Here is a 20,155-nt window from a genome sequence, read left to right on the forward strand (position 1 = left end):
AAAAAAGCAGAAACCGGAATTCGGATCTGCTTATTTCTGTTTTATATAGGCTTCACGGTATTCATTCGGGGTAATCCCCTCAACCTTTTTAAATACTTTTCGAAAATATTTGTCGTCTTGATAGCCGATCATATTCGCTATTTCATAGATTTTTAGCTGGCTGTTTTTTAATAAAGATTTCGCCTTTTTCATTCGAAATTTAACAATATAATCGGAGATATTCACATTAAATTCTTGTTTAAATTTTCTCGAGATATACTCTCGGCTAATATAAAAATGATCGGAAATCTCTTGCAGTTTTACCTCGCGATCGAAGTTTGCCTGCAGGTATTTTTCAATTTCATAAATGATGTTGCTATTTTTCTGAAGGGTGCCTTTATTAACCTTTTTCAAAAAGATAGCAATCTCTCGTTTCTTTCTCTTAATGTATTCTTCTAACATGAAGGAACCGTTTTCATCGAAAAATAAATCCAGCCTTTTTTGTATATCCTCTATTGCTACATTAGGAAGATGATAATATTTAAACCATCTATTGCTGATGACTAAATATTCATTTTCAACATGGAGCAGCTGTTTTATGGATAGATAGTTTTTTGCCGAAATATCCGTAGTTATTTGATGAATTACTTCATCAAATGCCTCCATTTTACCGACTTGTACAGCCAAATCGATGCTGGCAGAATAGTCCATAAGATTCCTTAATGCATGGTTAGCATGGGTTTCGTTCACATAGATTCGATTTGCTACCTTATCTAAAATATTTGAATAAGAAAATATCTGTTTGGCATGAAGATAGGAATCCATTAATCTGGCGTTCTTACTCACTAGTTTCCCTAAAGTAATCGGACAAGAGATATTCATCGTACTTTTAAGAGTCTTATAGATTCGATTTAATATTTTTCCAATTTCCGCAAACTTTTTCCAGAAGATAATTAACACTTCGCCTTTACTGGATAAATATCGAAATCCAATTCCTGATTCATTTTCCAGCATGATTTCATTTATGACATTGAGAATCGTATAGTACGTTAAATCACGATCTCCTTGAAATACCTCCATGGTCTTGCCATTAATCCGGACAAGAGCCACTTGATAGTTATCAGACGGTTGAATTCCGAAACCCTCATATAAATCGCCATTCAGATTATCACTATTCATCAGTTTGGTAAGCTTTCGGTCTCGATAAACAGGCTTCATTTCATTGATTAATTGTGTGCTGCTTTCTTTTCGGGCACGCTCTAGGGCTTCTTTTTTCCATTCATGCACGGCGGTTTCCAAGGTATGATTTAAGATTTCGGGATCAATCGGCTTTAGGAGGTAGTCAGAACTGCCGAAATGAATCGCTTTACGCATGTAATGATAATCATCATAACCTGTCACAACGATGGTTTTGCTGGTAGACTGATTTTCTTTGATCCATTCTAGCAGCAAGACGCCATCCATTTTTGGCATTTTCATATCTGAAAAAATAATCTCTGGCTTATATTTCTGGATGAGAAGGATGGCTTCCTCACCATTTCCTGCTTCATAAATTTCACTAATCCCATTTTGTTCCCACTCACCCAGTATCTTAATTCCTTCACGAACGTGCTTTTCATCATCAACGATTAATGCTTTCATGAATGCTCCACCTCTTTTTGGATAGCCTTTGGAAACTGAACAGTAACCGTAAATCCGCATCCTTCAATACTATGAATCGACATATGTGCTTGATTATTGTAATAAATTTGTAAGCGGTCATAAATATTTTTTAACCCAATCGTTTCTCTTTGCTCGCCTTCTCTTAATGCACCATTTAATAATTCCTGCCTGATTCGTTCCAACTGTTGACCGCTTACGCCTATTCCATTATCTCTTACCGTAATGCAAACCATCCCGTCCTCTTGCAGCTGACCGTCAATTTGAATGGATGCGTTATCGATTTGCTGGTCAAATCCATGCTTAAAGGAATTTTCTACAATAGGCTGCAAGATCATTTTCGGAATGTGTATTTCTTGGACTTCCTTTGAAATAGTTAAATCAAATTCAAACTGCTCATCAAAACGTTGTTTTTGTAATAATAAATATGCTTTTACATGCATTACCTCCGAATGAACCGGGACAATATCTTCCTTCATATCCATGCTGTATCGCATGATTTTCGATAATGAAGTGAGTAATGAATAAACAGGAGCAGCCTTAGATTTTAACGCTAAGGTCCCAATCGATTGAAGGGCATTATATAAGAAATGCGGGTTAATCTGCGAACGTAATACTCTCAGTTGTGATTCTTTGTTTTCAATCGCGAGTTTATATTCTCTCTCAATTAAATCATTGATTTTGGCGATCATTAATTTGAAATGTCTTCCCAACATCCCCATTTCATCGTTACCTAACGAATCAAAGTCCGCCTCAAATACACCTTGTTCAACCTTTTTCATGTTATCTATTAATACTTTAATCGGTGCCGTAATCTTAAAGGAAACAAACATCGTAGCGATAAATACAAATACGAGCGTCACAATCCCAATGACAATATTAATTAGTGCTGTTTCCCTAGCACTTTGATAGAGAACACGGTAAGGAATCCGTTTAACAATATACCAATTCTTATAAGGAGCGGAGAACTTATCATAGACAATCACACCATTGAATTGCTGATCCTTCCATTCCGTACTTTTACTAGAGACAGGCTCCTTCTTTACAAACTCAAACCACTTTTCCTTATTTTCCTTGCCAATCATCGTTTCATTGGAGGAATAGATAATCGCCCCATTTTCATCCATAATATACAAGTCTTCCATATTCTTTGTAAATAATCGACCAGCAATCGCACTTATTTTTGAAAGATTAATATCAATCGACAAAAATCCTAACATCTTATCAGAAGGAACGTCACGAAGGATGTTATGAAAGCTAAGGACATTTTTCTTTTCCGAGTTTGGTATGACGGAAATATTGTTATAGCTGTACATTTCATGTGGTGGTTCGATGAGTGAAAAGCCGTCATAGCGAGTTAGCTTGGAATAATAGGGATGCGACAAAATACTTTCATATTTACCTCTTCCGCTTATTCTTGAATGATAATTCGTATACGAATCTTTTCCTATATCAATATAGAGATGCATTTGTTCAATCTCTGGCCGGGTATTAAATAAATAGGCAAGAGCACGGCGAACTTCTTCCTGTTTGTTATTTAAATTCTCTGAGAGACCATCCCTCATCACATTCATAAAGGGTGTATATCGATAAAGTACGGACGACATCTGAGCGACATCTTCTAGATAAACCGTAAGTTCTTCCTCACCTTTGACAATTAGGTCATGATTGGTCGAAACAAAACGTTCATTGAGAGAGGTTGTTGTTTGATAATATGTAATCGCGATTGAGCTTCCAAAAGGCAGGACTGTTACAAGCATTAAAAATATAATCAGCTTTTTACGTATACCCCATTGCATAGACATCTTGGTTAGTTACCAAAGAACTAACTTTCCTCCACTTAATGAATTTTCTCTATTGTAACAACATTCCCTATCCATTCCTATGGCATTTATTGACTTGTCATCTATTTGGACTGTTCAATATATTCCACCCTACTGGTCAATGTAAGCCGTTTCATAATTTTCTAGATTCTCTAAAATGTAATTATGGAGGTGCAGGTTATGAATAGCCAAAGTAAGTTGGAAAAAGTAGAAACCCCCGTCTTAGAAGTTCACAGAAGCGCAGCGGTTTCGAAGTCAGTTTCCTTAAATAAACACAAGAAACTGAAAGATGCAGGATTATTTGCACTATTTGTGGGACCAGTTTTGCTAGCTTTTACCCTGATTGTTCTGATTCCTTTTTTTACAGGTATTTATTATGCCTTTACAGACTGGAACGGGATCACGGGAGCGGTCAAATGGGTGGGCTTGGACAACTTTAAGTACATCTTTACCGAGGACAAGCAATTCCAAGATTCCTTCAAACTCACCACGAAATATACGGTTGTTGCGATCCTTTTAACAAATGTAATTGGGTTTGGATTAGCATTACTTGTCACACAAATGCTAAAGACAAGAAATATCTTACGAACCGTTTTCTTCATGCCAAACTTGATCGGCGGCCTTTTATTAGGTTTTATCTGGCAATTCATTTTTGTAAAGGGTTTTGCATCGATTGGACAGTTAACAAAGATTCCCCTTTTTGAAATGGCTTGGTTAGGAGATGCGAATACCGCCTTCTGGGGAATTGTGATTGTCAGTGTTTGGCAAGGTGCAGGCTATATTATGATTATCTATATCGCTGCACTGCAAAACGTTCCTCAAGAATTAATTGAAGCAGCGAAAATAGACGGAGCTAATAGATGGCAGATTCTTCGCCACATAACCATGCCACTCGTTGCACCGGCGGTTACTATCTGTTTATTTTTAACTACTGCCTCATCCTTTAAAGTCTTTGATGCAAACCTGTCATTGACAAATGGCGGTCCTTTTAAGTCTACTGAAATGTTAGCACTAAACATTTATACAGAAGCCTTTGTGAATAACCGTTACGGAATTGGCGAGGCAAAAGCACTGATATTCTTCCTTGTCGTCGCAGCCATTTCCATCATTCAAGTGACGTATTCGAAGAAAAAGGAGGTCGAGTCCTAATGGGAAACAGGTATACAGGAAAAACTTTTATAATGGAGATTCTTGCCATCCTGCTTGGTCTAGCCTTTTTAGTCCCTTTCTATTATGTGATTTCAAACTCCTTGAAACCTTTCGCAGATATTTTATCTAACACCTCAGCCTTGCCGAAGGTTCTGGAGCTTCAGAACTATGTGAGTGCTTTCGAAAAATTGAACTATCTTAAAGTATTTTCAAACTCTTTAATTGTTACTGTTGTCAGTAATGTAGTTCTTGTCATCTTTTGTTCGATGGCAGCCTATATGCTGGTTCGAACAAGGAAGAAAATTAGCCATGTGATTTTCATGATATTTGTGGCAGCAATGATCATTCCGTTTCAATCGATCATGATTCCGCTTATCAAAACAGCCAGTACTTTTGGACTTTTAAATAGCGTATGGGGCCTTGTCATCATGTATCTGGGCTTTGGCTCAGGGATGACCATTTTCTTGTATCACGGATTTATTAAAGGGATTCCAGTTGAACTGGAAGAGGCTGCTATCATCGATGGCTGTTCAAGGTTTGGCGTGTTTTGGAGAATTGTCTTTCCATTATTAAAACCAATTACAGTGACCATTGTGATTTTAAATAGCTTATGGATTTGGAATGACTTCCTATTGCCATCACTTGTGCTTCAGGATCCGGAATTAAAAACGATTCCTTTAGCAACGTTCTCCTTCTTTGGACAGTATACAAAGCAATGGGATTTGGCATTAGCTGCCTTAGTCATGGGCATTATTCCATTATTAATCTTCTTTTTTGCGATGCAAAAACACATTATTAAAGGAATTACTAGTGGCTCTATCAAGTAGAAAATATACCATAGGAACAACCTCTGCTGTCTGCATGACAGATAGCAGAGACAAATATAAAATAGATTTATATACCAGGAGGGAATTTTAATGGGGATCAAAAAGTATTCTTTACTAGCAGGTGTTCTATCCGCTTCACTACTATTAGCAACAGCTTGTTCTAGCGACAGTGCATCTACTGATAAAAAAAGCGGCGGGAAAGACGGCAAAGTAGTGGTCGATCTTTTTAATGGAAAGGTTGAAATTGCCGACCAATTGAAAGCGTTAACAGATCAATATACAAAAGAACATCCCGACGTTACTTTTAATATTGAAACCGTCGGTGGCGGTGCAGATGGATCTGCAGCATTAAAAGCTAAGTTTGCTTCCAACAAGGCTCCTGATATCTTTGGCAATGGCGGTTATCAAGAGGCTCAAACATGGAAAGATAAATTCGAGGATTTATCCGATCAGCCGTGGGTAAAAGATGCCTATGAAAATGCCTTAAAGCCAATGACAATCGATGGAAAAATCTACGGACAGCCAGTAAATATGGAAGGCTATGGCTTTGCTTACAATAAGAAACTATTTGCAAAAGCTGGTATTACAGAACTGCCAAAAACATTTACGGAATTAGAAGCAGCATCGAAAAAATTAAAAGCTGCCGGTATTACTCCTTTCTCTGTCGGCTATGCGGAATGGTGGGTTTTAGCAAACCATGGTCTAAACGTACCATTTGCTTACCAACAAGCAGATGACGAGAACTACATCCAAGGTTTAAACGAAGGGTCAGCGAAAATCGAAGGCAATAAATACTTCAATGACTACTTCAAGCTTGTTGACTTAACGATCAAATATGGCAACAAAAATCCTTTAACAACAGACTACAACACGGAAGTAACCCAATTTGCCAACGGTGAAACGGCAATGATTCAGCAAGGTAACTGGATTCAACCAATGCTTGATAAACTAAATCCAGGCATGGAAGTTGGCTTTATTCCATTGGCACTTACGGATGATGCTGCTCAGGCAGATAAATTAATGGTTGACGTTCCAACGAACTGGGTAGTTCATAACAAAGCTCCTGAAGCGGATAAAAAAGCAGCAAAAGATTTCTTAAACTGGATGGTTACCTCTGAAGAAGGGAAAACAGCTCTAGTTAAGGAGTTCAAGTACATCCCTGCTTTTAAAACAATTGAAGCAAAAGCGGAAGATATTGGACCTCTAGGTGCAGAACTTCAAAAATATTCACAAGAAGGCAAAACCTACTCTTGGCAGTTCATGAAATATCCGGATGGTGCAGGCCAAGAATTTGGAGCTACTCTTCAAGCGTATGTTGGCGGCCAAAAATCGAAAGCCGAAACAGAAAAAGCTTTAGATGCAACTTGGGCTAAGTTAAAGAAATAGTCAGAAAAGCGGAAGCGTCCGTTTAGCGACGTATGGACTGGAGCGCTCTGACTGAGATAAAGGAAACACGGAGAGCGGAGCGATTCGATGTTGACTTATCGTAGGGAAGAGAGCGAAGTACACTAGTCGCTGGACGCTGGAGCTGGACAGTAATAATAGTTCAAACACTAAATTTTTCATCTTATAGGCAAAGGCTCCTCTCTATCTGAGAAGAGCCTTTTGATTATTCACGATCCGGGCTATTGACCATAATTCCAGCCACTTGCGTTAACCTTTCATAAAAAGCCAGCCCGGCAGGTTGTTGATCAAGTCCAATTTCTTCAAATGCTTCTTTCATGCAGCGAAGCCAGCATTTTGCCCTTCTAGGCGTTACTTCAAATGGCAGATGTCGATGTCTCATGGCAGGCGGTCCAAACTCCTGACTGTAAAGGGCAGGACCCCCCAAGAATTGCGGCAAAAACATCCGCTGTTTACGCTTTATTTCTTCCATATCCCCTTCAAACAATGGTCTTAGTTCTGGGTCGGCATATACACGCGGATAAAAAGCATTGACCAATTTATCTATTGTTTCTTGCCCGCCTATTTCATCATAGATCGACTTAAAATTGTAATCCACTTTTCGTCACCATCCACTATTAATTTTCCCTCTGTTTTTGATTATTATAATGTTAAAAAGGATGGTGTTTTGTGATGTAAATCACTATAAATAGCGAAATACAAAAGTTTCGAATCTTAATGCATCAGGGTCAGACCGAAACTGCTAGAATGGAGCGACCAATTCCACTTTAATACGATCTGGATCTTCGAAAAAAACAGCATAATGAGTATCTCCACCGGCAAATGGATGTTTATCCTGATAAAGAATATGGACCCCTTTTTCTTTTAATTGCATTGTTATTTGATCGACTTGTTTTCTTGATTCCGCATGAAAAGCAAAATGATTAAGCCCAACTCGTGAACGATGGTACGAGACATCCAAAAATCGTTCTTCAGTTTGTACAAAAACAAGATAGGTTTCTCCATCTTTCAAGCTGATACCCGACTCCCATTTTTGATATGGTTGATATCCTAACTCCATTAAAAACCACTGCCAAAATTCGATCGTTTTGCTTAGATTGGAAACATTAATTTCTATATGGTGCAGCATCGTTTTAATCTCCTTGTCGGCTTATCTAAATTTCCCTAGCTCCTCTATGAACGCAGGCCGGCGCATATACTTTTCTCTTAATTCCCCAATTAGCTTATGCGACTGAATCGTTCCACAGGCATTTTTGTAGGTTTTTATGATGGAACAAACCTTCCGATATTTTTTTCGATCCGTAGCCTCTTCAGCTTCATTCTCAATGTACTTAATAAACAAGGCAATTACTTCTTCTAAATAATCCTTAATTATATATGGATACAGTTCTGTAATAGTTCGAATATTTTTTTGGCAATAAATTAAAAGTTCATCCGTCAATTTCTCCCCTTGTAAAATAGAAAGGTATGCTGAGGGCTGATAATCCATTTTTTTAAATTCAGCTACAGTTTTTTTCAAAACGCCCTCCCATTCACTTGTTGTATATAGTTCTTTTAGTTTTATGTAATATGTAAATTCACCTTTGAATAACAGTTTGCTCGCCAATTGTTTTTGTTGTTCAATATCTCCAAGCAATTCATAGGCTTGGTATCGGTATTCCCGCCACTTATGGACAAGTCCTCGATATTCTTTATCCGCTTCTTCTCCATCCAAACAAAGTTGAAGTACTTTTTTGAAATCACCTTTTCCTAGTTCATTAACAATTGCCTTTTCACGGAATTCGCTAGATTTTATATTTTTATAGATAAATTCTCCCGCAGCGGCTGCCCCATCACATCGTTCAATGATTTCAAGCTGAAGTAATTTTATTTGTGTTTTTTCATATCTGTCACTCCAAGAAGATTCAGTTTTCTCAAGAAGGGTTTCCAACTGTTTTTCTAACTTTTTTCTCAAATCTTTCATAGGAGAATAGTAGGTGCAAATTTTTAATAAAGCATATCGCCAATCACTCCAGCCATCATAATGTACTTTTCCGGCTTCTTTCATGATCGCCTCAAAAAGACCTTTCTTCTCTTTTTCATTCAACACGGGCAGACTGGCAATCACCACATCGTCAATTGTTCGAATCGCCCAATTCATAACATCACCGATCGAACCATTTGAATCATCAGCAAAATTGAGCATTTTTACAACTGGCTGCATGACAACAAGTGATAATAAAATCGCACTCTCGTATTCACCGTTTTCTACTTTATGCCGCGCTTTTTGGAGGCTCAATTCTGCACCTTGTAATGCAGGACCAACATGACGCCAATCGATAAACCCTTTTCTTTTTGCCCCATTAATTGATGCAGAAATAAGTTTTTTCGCGGATGAAATTTCGTCTTTATGAGGAGTGTATTTAAATAGTAACTGTTTTTCAATTTCGGGATAATCTTCTGACAGGTCAAGAATAATCTTAATTAGTTCTTCTTTGTTTTGATTTGATAGGACGGTAATTAAATCGATTTCGCTCGACTGTGAGGTAGTGTTCGGATTAGATGGACTCATGATTTCCCCCCCCATGATAATAATTTATTCTAATTGTAACATTTTTCGGTTTGGCGGGCCGATAACATCGCTTCTACTGAGGTCCACTTTTGTTTATAATCGGTCAGAATTTTCCCCTTTGCTATGATTCAATTAAAAAGATATAGCATAACGAGAAAAGGAAACACCATATGAAAACAGCATCTACCCACTGTTTCCCATGGTGTCTCCTATGAGAATATTCTTTGAAGAAGAGATTTAGGTTTTTTACGCAATCTAGTCACTGTGCTCTGAAGTCCGTACATGAGCACTGATTTACTCATAAACAAAAGTACCATTTGGTAGGGTCTTAGTCTTATAAGAGAGGCAATTCCTAGTCTTTTTAAAATGTACATCCCTGGATAAGCAAAAAGAGTATCAAAAATTAAATTTAAAAATAGGTATCGAATAAAATTACCAAAAGTCCATTTTAAAATCCATAATGAACCGACAAAAAATGGCCCCAGCATGAATGGCAATTCGCCAATTACCCTAGGATTTATCCTTTCATAAATCCGCCACCACATTCTTTTTTTTGCGAGAATACTTTCAACAGCTACCCAGATGAACATAAATATAGCCCCTGGAAATAAACGCTTAATTGTTCGTTTCCCCATGAACGGCATCGATAACCAAGGCAGGATCATGATAACGAGTAAAATCATTTTATTTTTTCTCATCTATGTGTGCCAATCCTTTTTCTTTTTAGAATGCACAAAATTGGAAAAAACTATTTATGATTTTATAAAAATATTTTTTTCTTTAAATTGGAATTTCATATAGTAGCTATTTTTTTGTATAAAAAGCAAGTACGAACAGATTTAACGCACTATTTACGATTTATGGTAAAATTATGTAGGATGATTATCCGAAAATTCAATTTTGTCATTAGAATTAGGAGGGAGAAATTGAAAATGTTACAACGCCCACTAGTAAATGAGTACCCAGAATATTATAAACCGTATGTAACTCTAGTTCCTGATGGTGATCTATTATTACTTTTGAAGGAGCATTTGGTCAAAACAATCGAACTTTTCGAGTCACTATCCGAGGGGGGTGGCCACTTTCGTTATGCTGAAAATAAATGGAGCATCAAAGAAGTACTGTGCCATATGGCGGATACAGAAAGAATTATGAGTTATCGGCTTCTCCGCGTTGGACGTGGGGACCAGACCTCTTTGGCGGGTTTTAATGAGAATGATTATGTTCAAGGCTCGCAAATTCATAAATTACCCATAAAAAGTATTCTCGAAGACTTTATTGCCACTAGAAAAGCTACCCTTACTTTAATTCAAAATATGCCGGAAGAGGCCTGGACAAACATTGGATTTGCCAATAACACAGAAGTCACTGCCCGTGCCATCGCCTACATTATCGCAGGCCACGCTCTCCATCATTTGAATATTATTAGTGACCGATACCTGCCGTTATTAAAATAGACCAATATCGAGTCCGTGGGAAAATTTATCCTGCGGACTCAATTTTCGTTAATTTTATTGTTGCGAACATAAGTTCTCCGTTTTATAATAGAATTATCGGTAATAATAAGAAGTGGAACTCTTAAATCAAAATGTCCACAACAGCTATTATCGGATAGAGGTTCTCGAAAAAATAATTTTTTAACTGAGGAGAGGTTAATTATGACATTACGTTTGATTCCCTATTTTGTGATGGATGGAAATGCGAAGGAAGCCATACAATTCTATGAAAACGCTTTAGATGCACAAGTTCTTTTTTCACAATCTTTCGGAGAGATGCCAGAAAATCCTGATTTTCCACTACCAGCTGAAGCGAAAGACCGTATAAGTCATGCGACGATTAAAGTGGGCGAAACAGAATTAATGTTTTCCGACACTTTCCCTGGCCAACCACATCAAAGCGGTAATCAAGTGACCATCTGTATTTCAACGAACGATGCAGACCAAGCGCATAAATTCTTTGAAGCCCTGCAACAAGGCGGCCAAGTAACCATGCCTCTTCAAGAAACTTTTTTCAGCCCGGCATATGGCAGTGTAATCGATAAATTTGGTGTAACCTTCCAAATCTTCACTGAGGGCAGACAATAAATTCATACATACACAAGTTGTATTAAGATGAACCCGGTCCAAGATGTGACCGGGTTTTTTTGCCATTCTAACAAAAAAACTAATCAAGCGTGATTAGTTTTTTTAACCCATTTTCGATCGCGAAACGGCTGGCTGATATTTTCTCATTGGGGACTTTTCTAGCACTTCTTGAAGATAATAGATTCCATTCGGACTTGTTTTCTTAAGCAGCTCCAACAAGTATGTAATATCATCTAGTGCTCTATGTGTTTGGTAATCTGTAATGTTGTGTGCTTGTAATAGCGTGAGTAATTTCCCATTGGGAAATCCGTAATTTTTCCAAGGGATATTTCTCATTGTACAGTACCATTTCAGATCGTTAACTTCTGGATACATATGATAAAGAAAGCTTCGATCGAAGGAGGCATTATGAGCAAACACGGAATCGGCACGATGGAAGTATGTTTTTATTTTTACATCATAAAAGCTTTTCCCTTGAACCATTTCATATGGGATTCCATGAACTCGATACGCTGAGTCATAATTATTCCTTGCTGTACGGGAGAGGGGCTCACGTAAAAAGGAATCTTCTTCGATAATATCGATTACCTCGCCAGTGTCGGCTCGATAAGAAAATAACTTTAAGGCAAGTTCGATTACTTCATCTTTGGTTGGCCCTAAACCGGTAGTCTCAACATCTAATACTAATCCCAATTTTTCTGATCTCATTTACATGATCATCCCTTAATACTAAACTTTAACCCATTATACCAAAGGTCAATGGAGAACTGCTATCTCCAAAATGTACCTTCATGAGTATACTCAAGGGAAGAGGCGCTCCAGAGTGCCCACGACAGGTATTTTCTATGTCTTTGGGCACAATGAACCTTCCTATCGACATTAATTAATTCCCTCTTCCATCCCCGCAAGAAATGCCTTGATAATAATCATTAGACTTTCGTTCAAATCCAACGACATCTTGAACCCGCCCTTTTGCTCTAAGGATGAAAATCCATGTAAAATACTGCGCAAGCCCCTCACAGCATGCAGGGCACGCTCCCCTTCTAAATGATATGCCTGCAAAATCCGAACAGAAAGGTCAACGATTTTCGCCCCTGCTTGCTGCACATCCACATCTTCCGGATTCGGTGCAAGTAAGGTAGCCTCATAAATTCCTGGATGCCTACGGGCAAAATCTACATAAGCCTGACTTACCGCGAGGACAGCTTCGGTGCCTGACACCCCAATTGCTGCATCTGCCACCACTTTATAAAGCATATTGATTCCATAGATCGCCAATTTCTTTCGTAATCCTGGAAGTCCGTCGAAATGGTTATATAAAGAAGGCGAGCGGATACCTAGTTTCTTCGCAAGGTTTGCTAAGGTAACTTCCTGGATCCCCTGCTGGTCGGCAAGTTCTCCTGCCGCTTCAATAATAAAAGATAATTCGAGACCGATTTTTGGTCTTGGTGACATTGTCATGACTCCCTATCCAATTTTTCGTTCAAGATGTTTGATTGCCTGTTCCATTTCTTTCCTAGGATTCATCACCATCTCCCCATGGCCGACCGCAAGTAACTCTGGTTGGTAACCCACTAATTTCCGTGCGCTAGTCATGGCTGTTTCTTTACTCCAAGTACCAAAGGCTGGGAATGGAAACCATGGGACTATATCCCCTGCTACCGCCATTCCACCTCGTGTCTGCAAGGCATCCCCAGCAATCAACGCCTTTGTACGTAAATCTAAGAATGACATCGAGCCGGGTGTATGTCCTGGCGTTTCAATCGCGGTTAACGAACCAATCAAGTCGCCTTCCTTCAATAAAATACTAGCTCTCGTTTTTAATTTTTTCGGTACACCGCCTTTAATTGCGGTTTGCGCCTCATGAGGGTCAAGCGAACGATCACCGTTCATTAGCCTATTGTCGCGAACCGAAATATACACCGGTACTGCGGGCAGCATTTCTTTTATTGAATCCAGCGCACCGACATGATCTTCATGAGCATGTGTCAGCACTATTTTGGTAATTGGCTTTCCAATCGATTCCGCGGCCTTCATAATTCCCTTCGTGCAAAAACCTAGTGCCGCATCAATTAACGTTAACCCATCCTCTTCCTCCACCAAATAGCAGTTGACTGGAAAAACTCTTGCCATGAAAGTGACTTGATATAAATATCCATTTTTAATCATCCTCATCTGGCATATCCCCTTTAACTAATATCGTTAGTTTTATAATAACTAATACCATTAGTTTTATCAAGACCTTTTTTGGTAAAAATTTCAACTCTTACTTTAAAGCTATATTCATCTCCTATACCAAAAAATACTAACGAAGCACTCCATGAAAAAGGATTGTTCGTTCAAAACTTGTTCAAAACTTTTTTACGAATATGTGAAATAGTGAACATTTTACCCTAATTTCGAAATAAGTTTGTTATAGTAACAATGTAGAAAACAATTAACAAACTTTATAAACAAGGAGTGTTTCACATGGTAGTAAATTGGTTAAGAGAAAACAAAGTTGCCGCAGGAATTTTAACAGTCCTCCGCCTATATATCGGTTATTCTTGGTTAACAGCAGGGTACCACAAATTAGCAGGTGGCTTCGATGCCTCTGGATTCTTAAAAGGAGCCATCGCTAATCCCGTAAAAGGACCTGACGGCAGCGTAGTTTATGGCTGGTATGTTGATTTCTTACAACACTTTGCATTACCAAACGTTGATATTTTTAACACAATCGTTCCACTTGGCGAGTTTTTAGTTGGACTTGGACTAATTCTTGGATGCTTAACAACTGCTGCAATGTTCTTTGGTCTTGTGATGAATTTCTCTTTCTTCTTAGCAGGAACTGTATCTCATATTCCAACTGACCTTTTCATTGGAGCAATTATTCTATTCGCTGGTTATAATGCCGGCCGCATCGGTCTTGATCGTTGGGTAATCCCATTCATTCGTAAAACAGCTATTGGAGGTAATAAATCCGTAAAACACAACGTTTAAACCAAACAAAAAGCGACGCCAATCTTGGGCATTATGCCAGATTGCGTCGCTTTATTATTAATAGCTATTATCCTCTTCTAAACTTTCCTTGTTCACGTACCAATTGGTTACTTGTGTAAGAATAGCAAAGACGAAAAAGAAATTCATAGCCCAGACATTTATGAATGGAGCTATGCCGCCAAACTCAATGGTCTCAAGGCCTTTGAGATTCATGACAATCATCGATTCGATAAAAATAAGCACAAAACCCACTACACCAGCAATAGCCGCCCTAATCATATGTCTTCCCCCTGAAAAATTATTTTGTATGTAAATTCGATAAATGTATTTTGACAATTTTGTGAACACCTTACTTTTATTATATTGCAAAAAAAGGGAATAACAACACCCGGTAAGAAAAAAATTTATCCACCAACAAACGGCGCAATTTTTATAAATATTCGCTAGTTTAATAGTATCGAGTAAAAATATGGGGAGAAATTTAGATTTCAAATTTTTATAAGTATATGCCATCTTAACTACATTGCACATATAAAATCTTCACAACTTCCACACAAGTTCCACCTAAATTCTACATAAGTTTTTCATATGATTAACTCAAGTTAATACGGAAATGGTTTGAAGAACTCATTTCTTAAAACTTCCCATTATTGGATTGGTGCCTGACACCAATCCTTTTTTTTGCTCAAAGAAAAAGTCAGCCATCCCCTTTTATGATGGCTGACCTCTTTCTTTTCTTAGTTTACTCCTACTTGTGTCCAAGCGGATTTAACGGCATTGTATTGTGTGCTGCCTGATCCATAAAGGTCAGCTGCTGCAGCAAGGAGCGCTGCACGTGCCCCACTAAAATTACTTGTTGGAGTCAAATAAACTGTAAGTGCACGATAGTAGATTTTTTCAGCCACAGCTGTCCCTAGACTTGAAATCGTTAAATAGGCTGCCTTATTCGGAATTCCGCTGTTTGTGTGAACGCCGCCATTATCAGATGTTGTATTTACGTATCCGCTCATATTATCTGGCTGTCCATAAAGTTTAGGATTGGACAGGCTGCGAAGTGCATCACCAGCTGTATTCGGCGTGTAAACATCTTCCCCCATTAAATAATCACCTTTATCAAGAAACACCCCGAATGTGTCAGAAATGGACTCATTTAAGGCACCCGATTGATATTGGTACTGTAACCCAGCTGTTCTTTCCGTAACCGCATGGGTTAATTCATGGGCTACAACATCAAGAGCACCTGACAGCGAACGGAAGGTTTTTCCATCCCCATCTCCATAAACCATTTGTGATCCATTCCAGAAGGCGTTGTTGTAATTTCTACCATAGTGGACAGTGGAGCGAAGAGTGGCTCCATTATTATCAAAACTATTTCTATTAAATGTATTCTTATAATAATCATAAACAACACCGGCATAGTAGTGTGCATCTACATCGGCTCGCTGTCCGGTAGCGTTGAAATTATTATCAGCATCCACTGTATAATTACCAGGTAATCGGGATTGATTTGCTGCCGTTCTTGTTTCAATGACACCCGTCATCGGCTTAGTAATATCATATAAATAGTAAGTTCCGCTTGAGTAGTAGGTGTTTATTGTTTTCGTATCCCCAAGGACACCTACTCCTGTTCCATCAGCCACCGCATTATAGGACTTTAAGATATTCCCGTTGACAGCATCCACATAAACAACCCAATTAGCAGGGTATGGCTGAATAAATTGGAGATTTGTTTTGTAAGCCAGATTAAATTGATCGCCATTCTTATAAACTACTAATTCAGCCTTTTCAACGGTATCCTCTACCTTTTTACCGGTAGGACCATCCTCGGCATTGGTTAGGGTTTCTGCTTTTGTTACTGTAATAGATTTCCAAGACTTATCGAGAGCAGCATCCTTCGATAGCTGAGCTTTTAATGCGCCCTTGAAATAGGAAGATGCTTCTGGAAATACATCTCCATTCACTGCCGTAACAATTCCATTTTTATCGGTATGGACCTTAAACTGTGCTCCATCCACCGGAATCCCCTGAACCGATTGAACAAAATAATAGTGCTTGCTGCCAAGTTCGTCCGTCTGAACATCTAGTAAAGTTAAATCTTTAGCTGTATCTAATTGATATAGCTCTTTATTTTCTTTTAAAAATTGCTTAATGGCATCTTTATCTTTATAGGCTTTGGTAGATAACTTTCCATGAACAAAGGATGGTACCTTTTGACCTTGTTTCCAATGAACCTTTGCATCCTGACCAAACTGCATTGCATCTTTCTGAACCGTAACATTATACAGTTCAGTTTTTGCTGCAGCCGTTATTGGCAGCACAGACCCCACTGTTAATCCCAATGCTAATACTAGTGATGTTCTCTTTTTCATCGCCAACCGCCTCCTAATTTCTCTTTGTATAGAATTTTCAAAATAATCATAACACGGTGAATCTATTAGGATAATTGGGAAAAAGTAGGGGACATGGTGTCAGGCACTAACGAAAGTACTAACGAAAAATAAACTATTCTATTAAAAATCCCAACGCTAGGTTCTCAAAAGCGTTGGGAAAATTTTATTATTTATTTTTTCGGGGGTCTAAACTTTTATTTTATTTTTTGTAACTTTTTATATAGGGATTAAACATTAATTTAAGTTACTCTTTTCATAATATGAATTGATAATAATAATCTATTCGGTATTAGAATCCACTAAATAAAAACATACTATTACCAATAATAAACAACAAAATGTATTTTCGAGTGCTAAAAAAAATAGTAGAATAATCCTATACAACATTGAGGAGTAGATTACTCTTGGTTTTCATTCGCGTTCTATCGTCAATTCTAAAAAATAAATTTCTACTTTATCTACTTCTCACTTTGATTCCCGCTTTAGCCGCTAGTTCGGTGTTAGCCCAACACCAAGTAAAAATTTTGGAAGCACAAAATAAAAATAAAGCCGCACGATATGCCACCTTCCACACAATGAATATAGAAAATTTATTTAACGAAACGGTTGGCCGATTAGAAATGCTCGCAACTTCACTTAAGTATCAGAACACCAACCTATCTAATTTGGAAACAGTGCTTCGAGAAACAAAAGGGAAGGATCCTCGTCTATCTGGTTTCTTTTGGACAAATAGCCAAGGTGACTTATTAATTAGTACGAATACAAATTCTAAAAATGTGAATGTAAACGATCAACCTTATTTTCAACATGCCATCCAGACAGAGAAAACAAGTTTTTCGGACGTACATATTGGCCGGGTTACAGGCAGGCAAATCATCACAATTGCTACTCCGATTGTCGATCATGGAAAAGTGCAGGGTGTGCTTGTTGCCAGTTTACGGACAGATAAAATTGAAGCAGCCATTAAAAACCTGGTTAATGGCGAAATGGTCATTATCACCGATGATTCAAACAAGATTTTATTTAAAGCGGGTTCCCTACCTGAAAAGGACTCGGTAAAATCCAGTATGAAAATAGCCAATGTTAATTGGAAAATATCCGTCTTTGTCCAATCGGAAAATGAACTAGCTTTTTGGAAATCGTTTGTTAAATATTTGATGATTTTTTTAACCATTTCCAATATCGTCTTTTTATGGGCTCAATACTTTCTTTTGAAAAAGAAAGTACAAAGGGAAAATGCGCAAACGGAACATCATAAACTAGAATTAATCGGGAAACTTGCGGCAAGCACAGCTCATGAAATCCGGAATCCATTAACCGGAATAAAAGGATTAATAAAACTTTTAAGCGAGGAATATCACGATCAGAAAGCCCAATCCTATTTCAAAGTAATTCAAACAGAAATCGATCGAATCAATGGTATTGTTAGTGAATTGCTTGTACTAGGAAAACCCACTGCTCATACGCTTAAAATTGATAATGTTAATACCATTCTGACAGAAATCGAGCCGATCATTCATTCCGAGGCTAATTTTATGAATGTGGAGTTAATCATTAATTACTCTAAGGAAAATCTACCCGTTTCTTGTGTCAAAGATCAGTTAAAGCAAGTCATTCTTAATTTAACAAAGAACTCGTTGCAAGCCATGCCTTTTGGAGGAAAACTTTCTATCACACTTGAGGAACAGGCAGAACACTGTTTAATTACCGTCACTGATAACGGAGTGGGAATGCAGCAAGATCAAATCAACCAAGCATTTAACCCATTCTTCACACTCAAGAAAGATGGATCTGGCTTAGGATTAACTGTTTGCAAACGGATTATTGACTCCTATGGCGGGAAGATTTCAATCCACAGTATTCCAAATGAAGGAACACAAGTCATCATTACACTCCCATTGGTATTCAACCAATAGGCGTAAAAAAGCTGCCCTCGAAAACAGGGCAGCTTTAAAAATAAACAAAATGGGTGTCAGGCACCATGTGCATTCTTTTATACTTCCTCACTCTTGTTTAAAAGATTAACGGAATTCTTGAAGAGTGGAATGAGAATAATTACCCCCACGATAAATAGCAGGGCCGATAATTCGTACATGGTTACCAAAGAAGTGGTTTTCTTCAGCCATCCGCTCGCTGTCATGGTAATAACCATTGTCCCCATAAACATAGGGTTTAATATGCCATTGACTCGACCGATAAAAGCTTCTTCTGTGTTTTTCAATATCATTGTATTAATCCCAATGTGAATACAAGGCATAAACAAACCGCTAATGAATTGCGCGGTCAATGTCAGCCACAATTGTTCTGATAGCCCCATCGCGAAAAATCCTAGTGCCGAAGCGCTCATTCCAATGGCAAGCAAGATTTGTGGAGGAGTCTTTTTGGCTAACCCCATCGTGAGTCCACCACCTAAAATCATCCCCGCTCCAAAAGCTGCCATCAACCATTGCAGATCCTCTTTTGGTAAACCAAGTCTTTCTGTAATAAGGAAAACAGATAGTGGCTGCGTCAGTCCCAGCCCTAGACCTGCTGCCGCAAAACAGCCACCTAGCAAGGTCAGCGCTCGACTGTTCCAAACATAACGGAATCCTGCCTTCATTTCGTCCATAAGTGTCGTTTTAACAGGGCCTTCCTCAATTTCTCTGTCAGGTGGAAGCATAAATAGAGTCGCTGCCGAAAGCATAAAGGCAATCCCCATAATCGCAATCGCTGCATTTATACCGTAATGCTGATACACAAAAGTTCCAATAATCGGACCTAAAATCATAAAGAGCGCAAACACCGTTTGGTACATCGACATCCCCATTTGAATTAGTTCTTCTTTTACATGAAGCTTAAAAAGTTTCATTCCAGAAGGCTGTGAAAACTGTGAAAGGATCGATGACACGAGAGTTGCAAAGAAAATGACCTTCCAGCCCCCAAATACCAGTGTTAACAAAACAATAAAGATAGACACCGCACTGAGGAAATCGCACCAAATCATCGTCCGTCTCGGCCGCCACCTATCAGCAAAAGTCCCTCCAATAAAGGAAAAAAGAAAGATTGGTGCGAATTCTGCAACTGAAATCAGTGAGACTGCAACGGGATCTTCATTTGTTTTCTCAATCACAAATAATAAAATGGAGTAGTTACGTACCCAAATACCGATTTGCAAGAATAACGTAGAGAGCAAGATTGTGCGTATGACACGATTCCTAAATAAGTCCCCCATGGTAATGTTTGATTTTGTTTCTTCCATAAAAAAAACCTCCTCATCCAATTATCTGGACAGGAGGTACTTATGTAGCAAAAGGGCACAGTACACCAAGTA

The 20,155-nt window shown here is 38.3% G+C and carries 19 protein-coding genes; 7 read left to right on the plus strand and 12 right to left on the minus strand.

Annotated elements, in window-relative coordinates; genetic code table 11:
* Nucleotides 1–30: 30 nt before the first annotated feature.
* Complete coding sequence (locus COJ96_RS21550; protein ID WP_098575841.1) at nucleotides 31–1,620, minus strand: response regulator transcription factor; 1,590 nt, start codon at nucleotides 1,618–1,620, stop codon at nucleotides 31–33.
* Nucleotides 1,617–3,443: a sensor histidine kinase gene (locus tag COJ96_RS21555; protein WP_257148587.1), complete on the minus strand. Its 1,827-nt coding sequence runs from the start codon at nucleotides 3,441–3,443 to the stop codon at nucleotides 1,617–1,619. The genes COJ96_RS21550 and COJ96_RS21555 overlap by 4 nt, the downstream gene beginning before the upstream one ends.
* 198 nt (nucleotides 3,444–3,641) lie before the next feature.
* Here COJ96_RS21555 and COJ96_RS21560 point away from each other — a divergent pair, with 198 nt between their 5' ends.
* The 3 genes from COJ96_RS21560 (at nucleotide 3,642) to COJ96_RS21570 (ending at nucleotide 6,823) form a co-directional block, all read left to right on the plus strand.
* Nucleotides 3,642–4,610, plus strand: coding sequence for a carbohydrate ABC transporter permease (locus tag COJ96_RS21560; protein WP_098575843.1), 969 nt, complete (start codon nucleotides 3,642–3,644; stop codon nucleotides 4,608–4,610).
* Entirely contained in the window at nucleotides 4,610–5,437 is an 828-nt protein-coding gene (locus tag COJ96_RS21565) for a carbohydrate ABC transporter permease (protein WP_098575844.1), read from the plus strand. Before COJ96_RS21560 ends, COJ96_RS21565 begins: the two co-directional genes overlap by 1 nt.
* Before the next feature lie 90 nt (nucleotides 5,438–5,527).
* Nucleotides 5,528–6,823: an ABC transporter substrate-binding protein gene (locus tag COJ96_RS21570; protein WP_098575845.1), complete on the plus strand. Its 1,296-nt coding sequence runs from the start codon at nucleotides 5,528–5,530 to the stop codon at nucleotides 6,821–6,823.
* Nucleotides 6,824–7,046: 223 nt separating this feature from the next.
* On the opposite strand, the gene COJ96_RS21575 is transcribed toward COJ96_RS21570, so the two are convergent.
* From COJ96_RS21575 to COJ96_RS21590, 4 genes are all read right to left on the minus strand, one after another.
* Complete coding sequence (locus COJ96_RS21575) at nucleotides 7,047–7,439, minus strand: globin domain-containing protein (protein ID WP_098575846.1); 393 nt, start codon at nucleotides 7,437–7,439, stop codon at nucleotides 7,047–7,049.
* A 144-nt stretch (nucleotides 7,440–7,583) separates the two neighbouring features.
* Nucleotides 7,584–7,970: a VOC family protein gene (locus tag COJ96_RS21580; RefSeq protein ID WP_098575847.1), complete on the minus strand. Its 387-nt coding sequence runs from the start codon at nucleotides 7,968–7,970 to the stop codon at nucleotides 7,584–7,586.
* 21 nt (nucleotides 7,971–7,991) lie between these two features.
* On the minus strand, nucleotides 7,992–9,392 hold the full coding sequence (locus tag COJ96_RS21585) for a hypothetical protein (RefSeq protein WP_098575848.1): 1,401 nt from the start codon (nucleotides 9,390–9,392) through the stop codon (nucleotides 7,992–7,994).
* Between the two features lie 209 nt (nucleotides 9,393–9,601).
* Nucleotides 9,602–10,090 (minus strand): hypothetical protein, encoded by a 489-nt coding sequence (locus COJ96_RS21590; protein ID WP_142333035.1) that lies wholly within the window; start codon nucleotides 10,088–10,090, stop codon nucleotides 9,602–9,604.
* A gap of 234 nt (nucleotides 10,091–10,324) precedes the next feature.
* Between COJ96_RS21590 and COJ96_RS21595 the strand changes: the two genes are divergently transcribed.
* Together COJ96_RS21595 and COJ96_RS21600 are read left to right on the plus strand one after the other, a co-directional pair.
* Nucleotides 10,325–10,849, plus strand: coding sequence for a DinB family protein (locus COJ96_RS21595; RefSeq protein WP_098576151.1), 525 nt, complete (start codon nucleotides 10,325–10,327; stop codon nucleotides 10,847–10,849).
* Nucleotides 10,850–11,050: 201 nt separating this feature from the next.
* A complete protein-coding gene (locus tag COJ96_RS21600; RefSeq protein WP_098575850.1) occupies nucleotides 11,051–11,476 on the plus strand; it encodes a VOC family protein in 426 nt (141 codons plus the stop codon).
* 102 nt (nucleotides 11,477–11,578) lie between these two features.
* Here COJ96_RS21600 and COJ96_RS21605 read toward each other — a convergent pair whose 3' ends face one another.
* The 3 genes from COJ96_RS21605 to COJ96_RS21615 all read right to left on the minus strand — a co-directional run bounded on the left by COJ96_RS21605 (nucleotide 11,579) and on the right by COJ96_RS21615 (nucleotide 13,651).
* Nucleotides 11,579–12,184, minus strand: coding sequence for an exonuclease domain-containing protein (locus COJ96_RS21605; RefSeq protein ID WP_098575851.1), 606 nt, complete (start codon nucleotides 12,182–12,184; stop codon nucleotides 11,579–11,581).
* Nucleotides 12,185–12,355: 171 nt separating this feature from the next.
* On the minus strand, nucleotides 12,356–12,931 hold the full coding sequence (locus COJ96_RS21610) for a TetR/AcrR family transcriptional regulator (RefSeq protein WP_098575852.1): 576 nt from the start codon (nucleotides 12,929–12,931) through the stop codon (nucleotides 12,356–12,358).
* 12 nt (nucleotides 12,932–12,943) lie between these two features.
* On the minus strand, nucleotides 12,944–13,651 hold the full coding sequence (locus COJ96_RS21615; RefSeq protein WP_098575853.1) for an MBL fold metallo-hydrolase: 708 nt from the start codon (nucleotides 13,649–13,651) through the stop codon (nucleotides 12,944–12,946).
* Between the two features lie 294 nt (nucleotides 13,652–13,945).
* Here COJ96_RS21615 and COJ96_RS21620 point away from each other — a divergent pair, with 294 nt between their 5' ends.
* Nucleotides 13,946–14,455 carry a DoxX family protein gene (locus COJ96_RS21620; protein WP_098575854.1) on the plus strand — a complete coding sequence of 170 codons (510 nt, stop codon included), beginning with the start codon at nucleotides 13,946–13,948 and terminating at the stop codon, nucleotides 14,453–14,455.
* 57 nt (nucleotides 14,456–14,512) lie between these two features.
* Here the strand turns inward: COJ96_RS21620 and COJ96_RS21625 are convergent, their stop codons facing one another.
* Nucleotides 14,513–14,734, minus strand: a complete 222-nt coding sequence (locus tag COJ96_RS21625) for a hypothetical protein (protein WP_098575855.1) — start codon at nucleotides 14,732–14,734, stop codon at nucleotides 14,513–14,515.
* Nucleotides 14,735–15,192: 458 nt separating this feature from the next.
* The gene (locus COJ96_RS21630) at nucleotides 15,193–16,824 is read right to left on the minus strand and encodes a M4 family metallopeptidase (protein WP_098575856.1); all 1,632 of its coding nucleotides are present in this window, start codon (nucleotides 16,822–16,824) and stop codon (nucleotides 15,193–15,195) included.
* Between the two features lie 425 nt (nucleotides 16,825–17,249).
* Between COJ96_RS21630 and COJ96_RS21635 the strand changes: the two genes are divergently transcribed.
* Nucleotides 17,250–18,761 (plus strand): ATP-binding protein, encoded by a 1,512-nt coding sequence (locus COJ96_RS21635; RefSeq protein WP_180230210.1) that lies wholly within the window; start codon nucleotides 17,250–17,252, stop codon nucleotides 18,759–18,761.
* Between the two features lie 77 nt (nucleotides 18,762–18,838).
* Here COJ96_RS21635 and COJ96_RS21640 read toward each other — a convergent pair whose 3' ends face one another.
* Entirely contained in the window at nucleotides 18,839–20,083 is a 1,245-nt protein-coding gene (locus tag COJ96_RS21640) for an MFS transporter (protein WP_098575858.1), read from the minus strand.
* Nucleotides 20,084–20,155 lie beyond the last annotated feature (72 nt).

Source organism: Bacillus sp. AFS073361, from assembly GCF_002567005.1.
GTDB lineage: Bacteria > Bacillota > Bacilli > Bacillales > Cytobacillaceae > Neobacillus.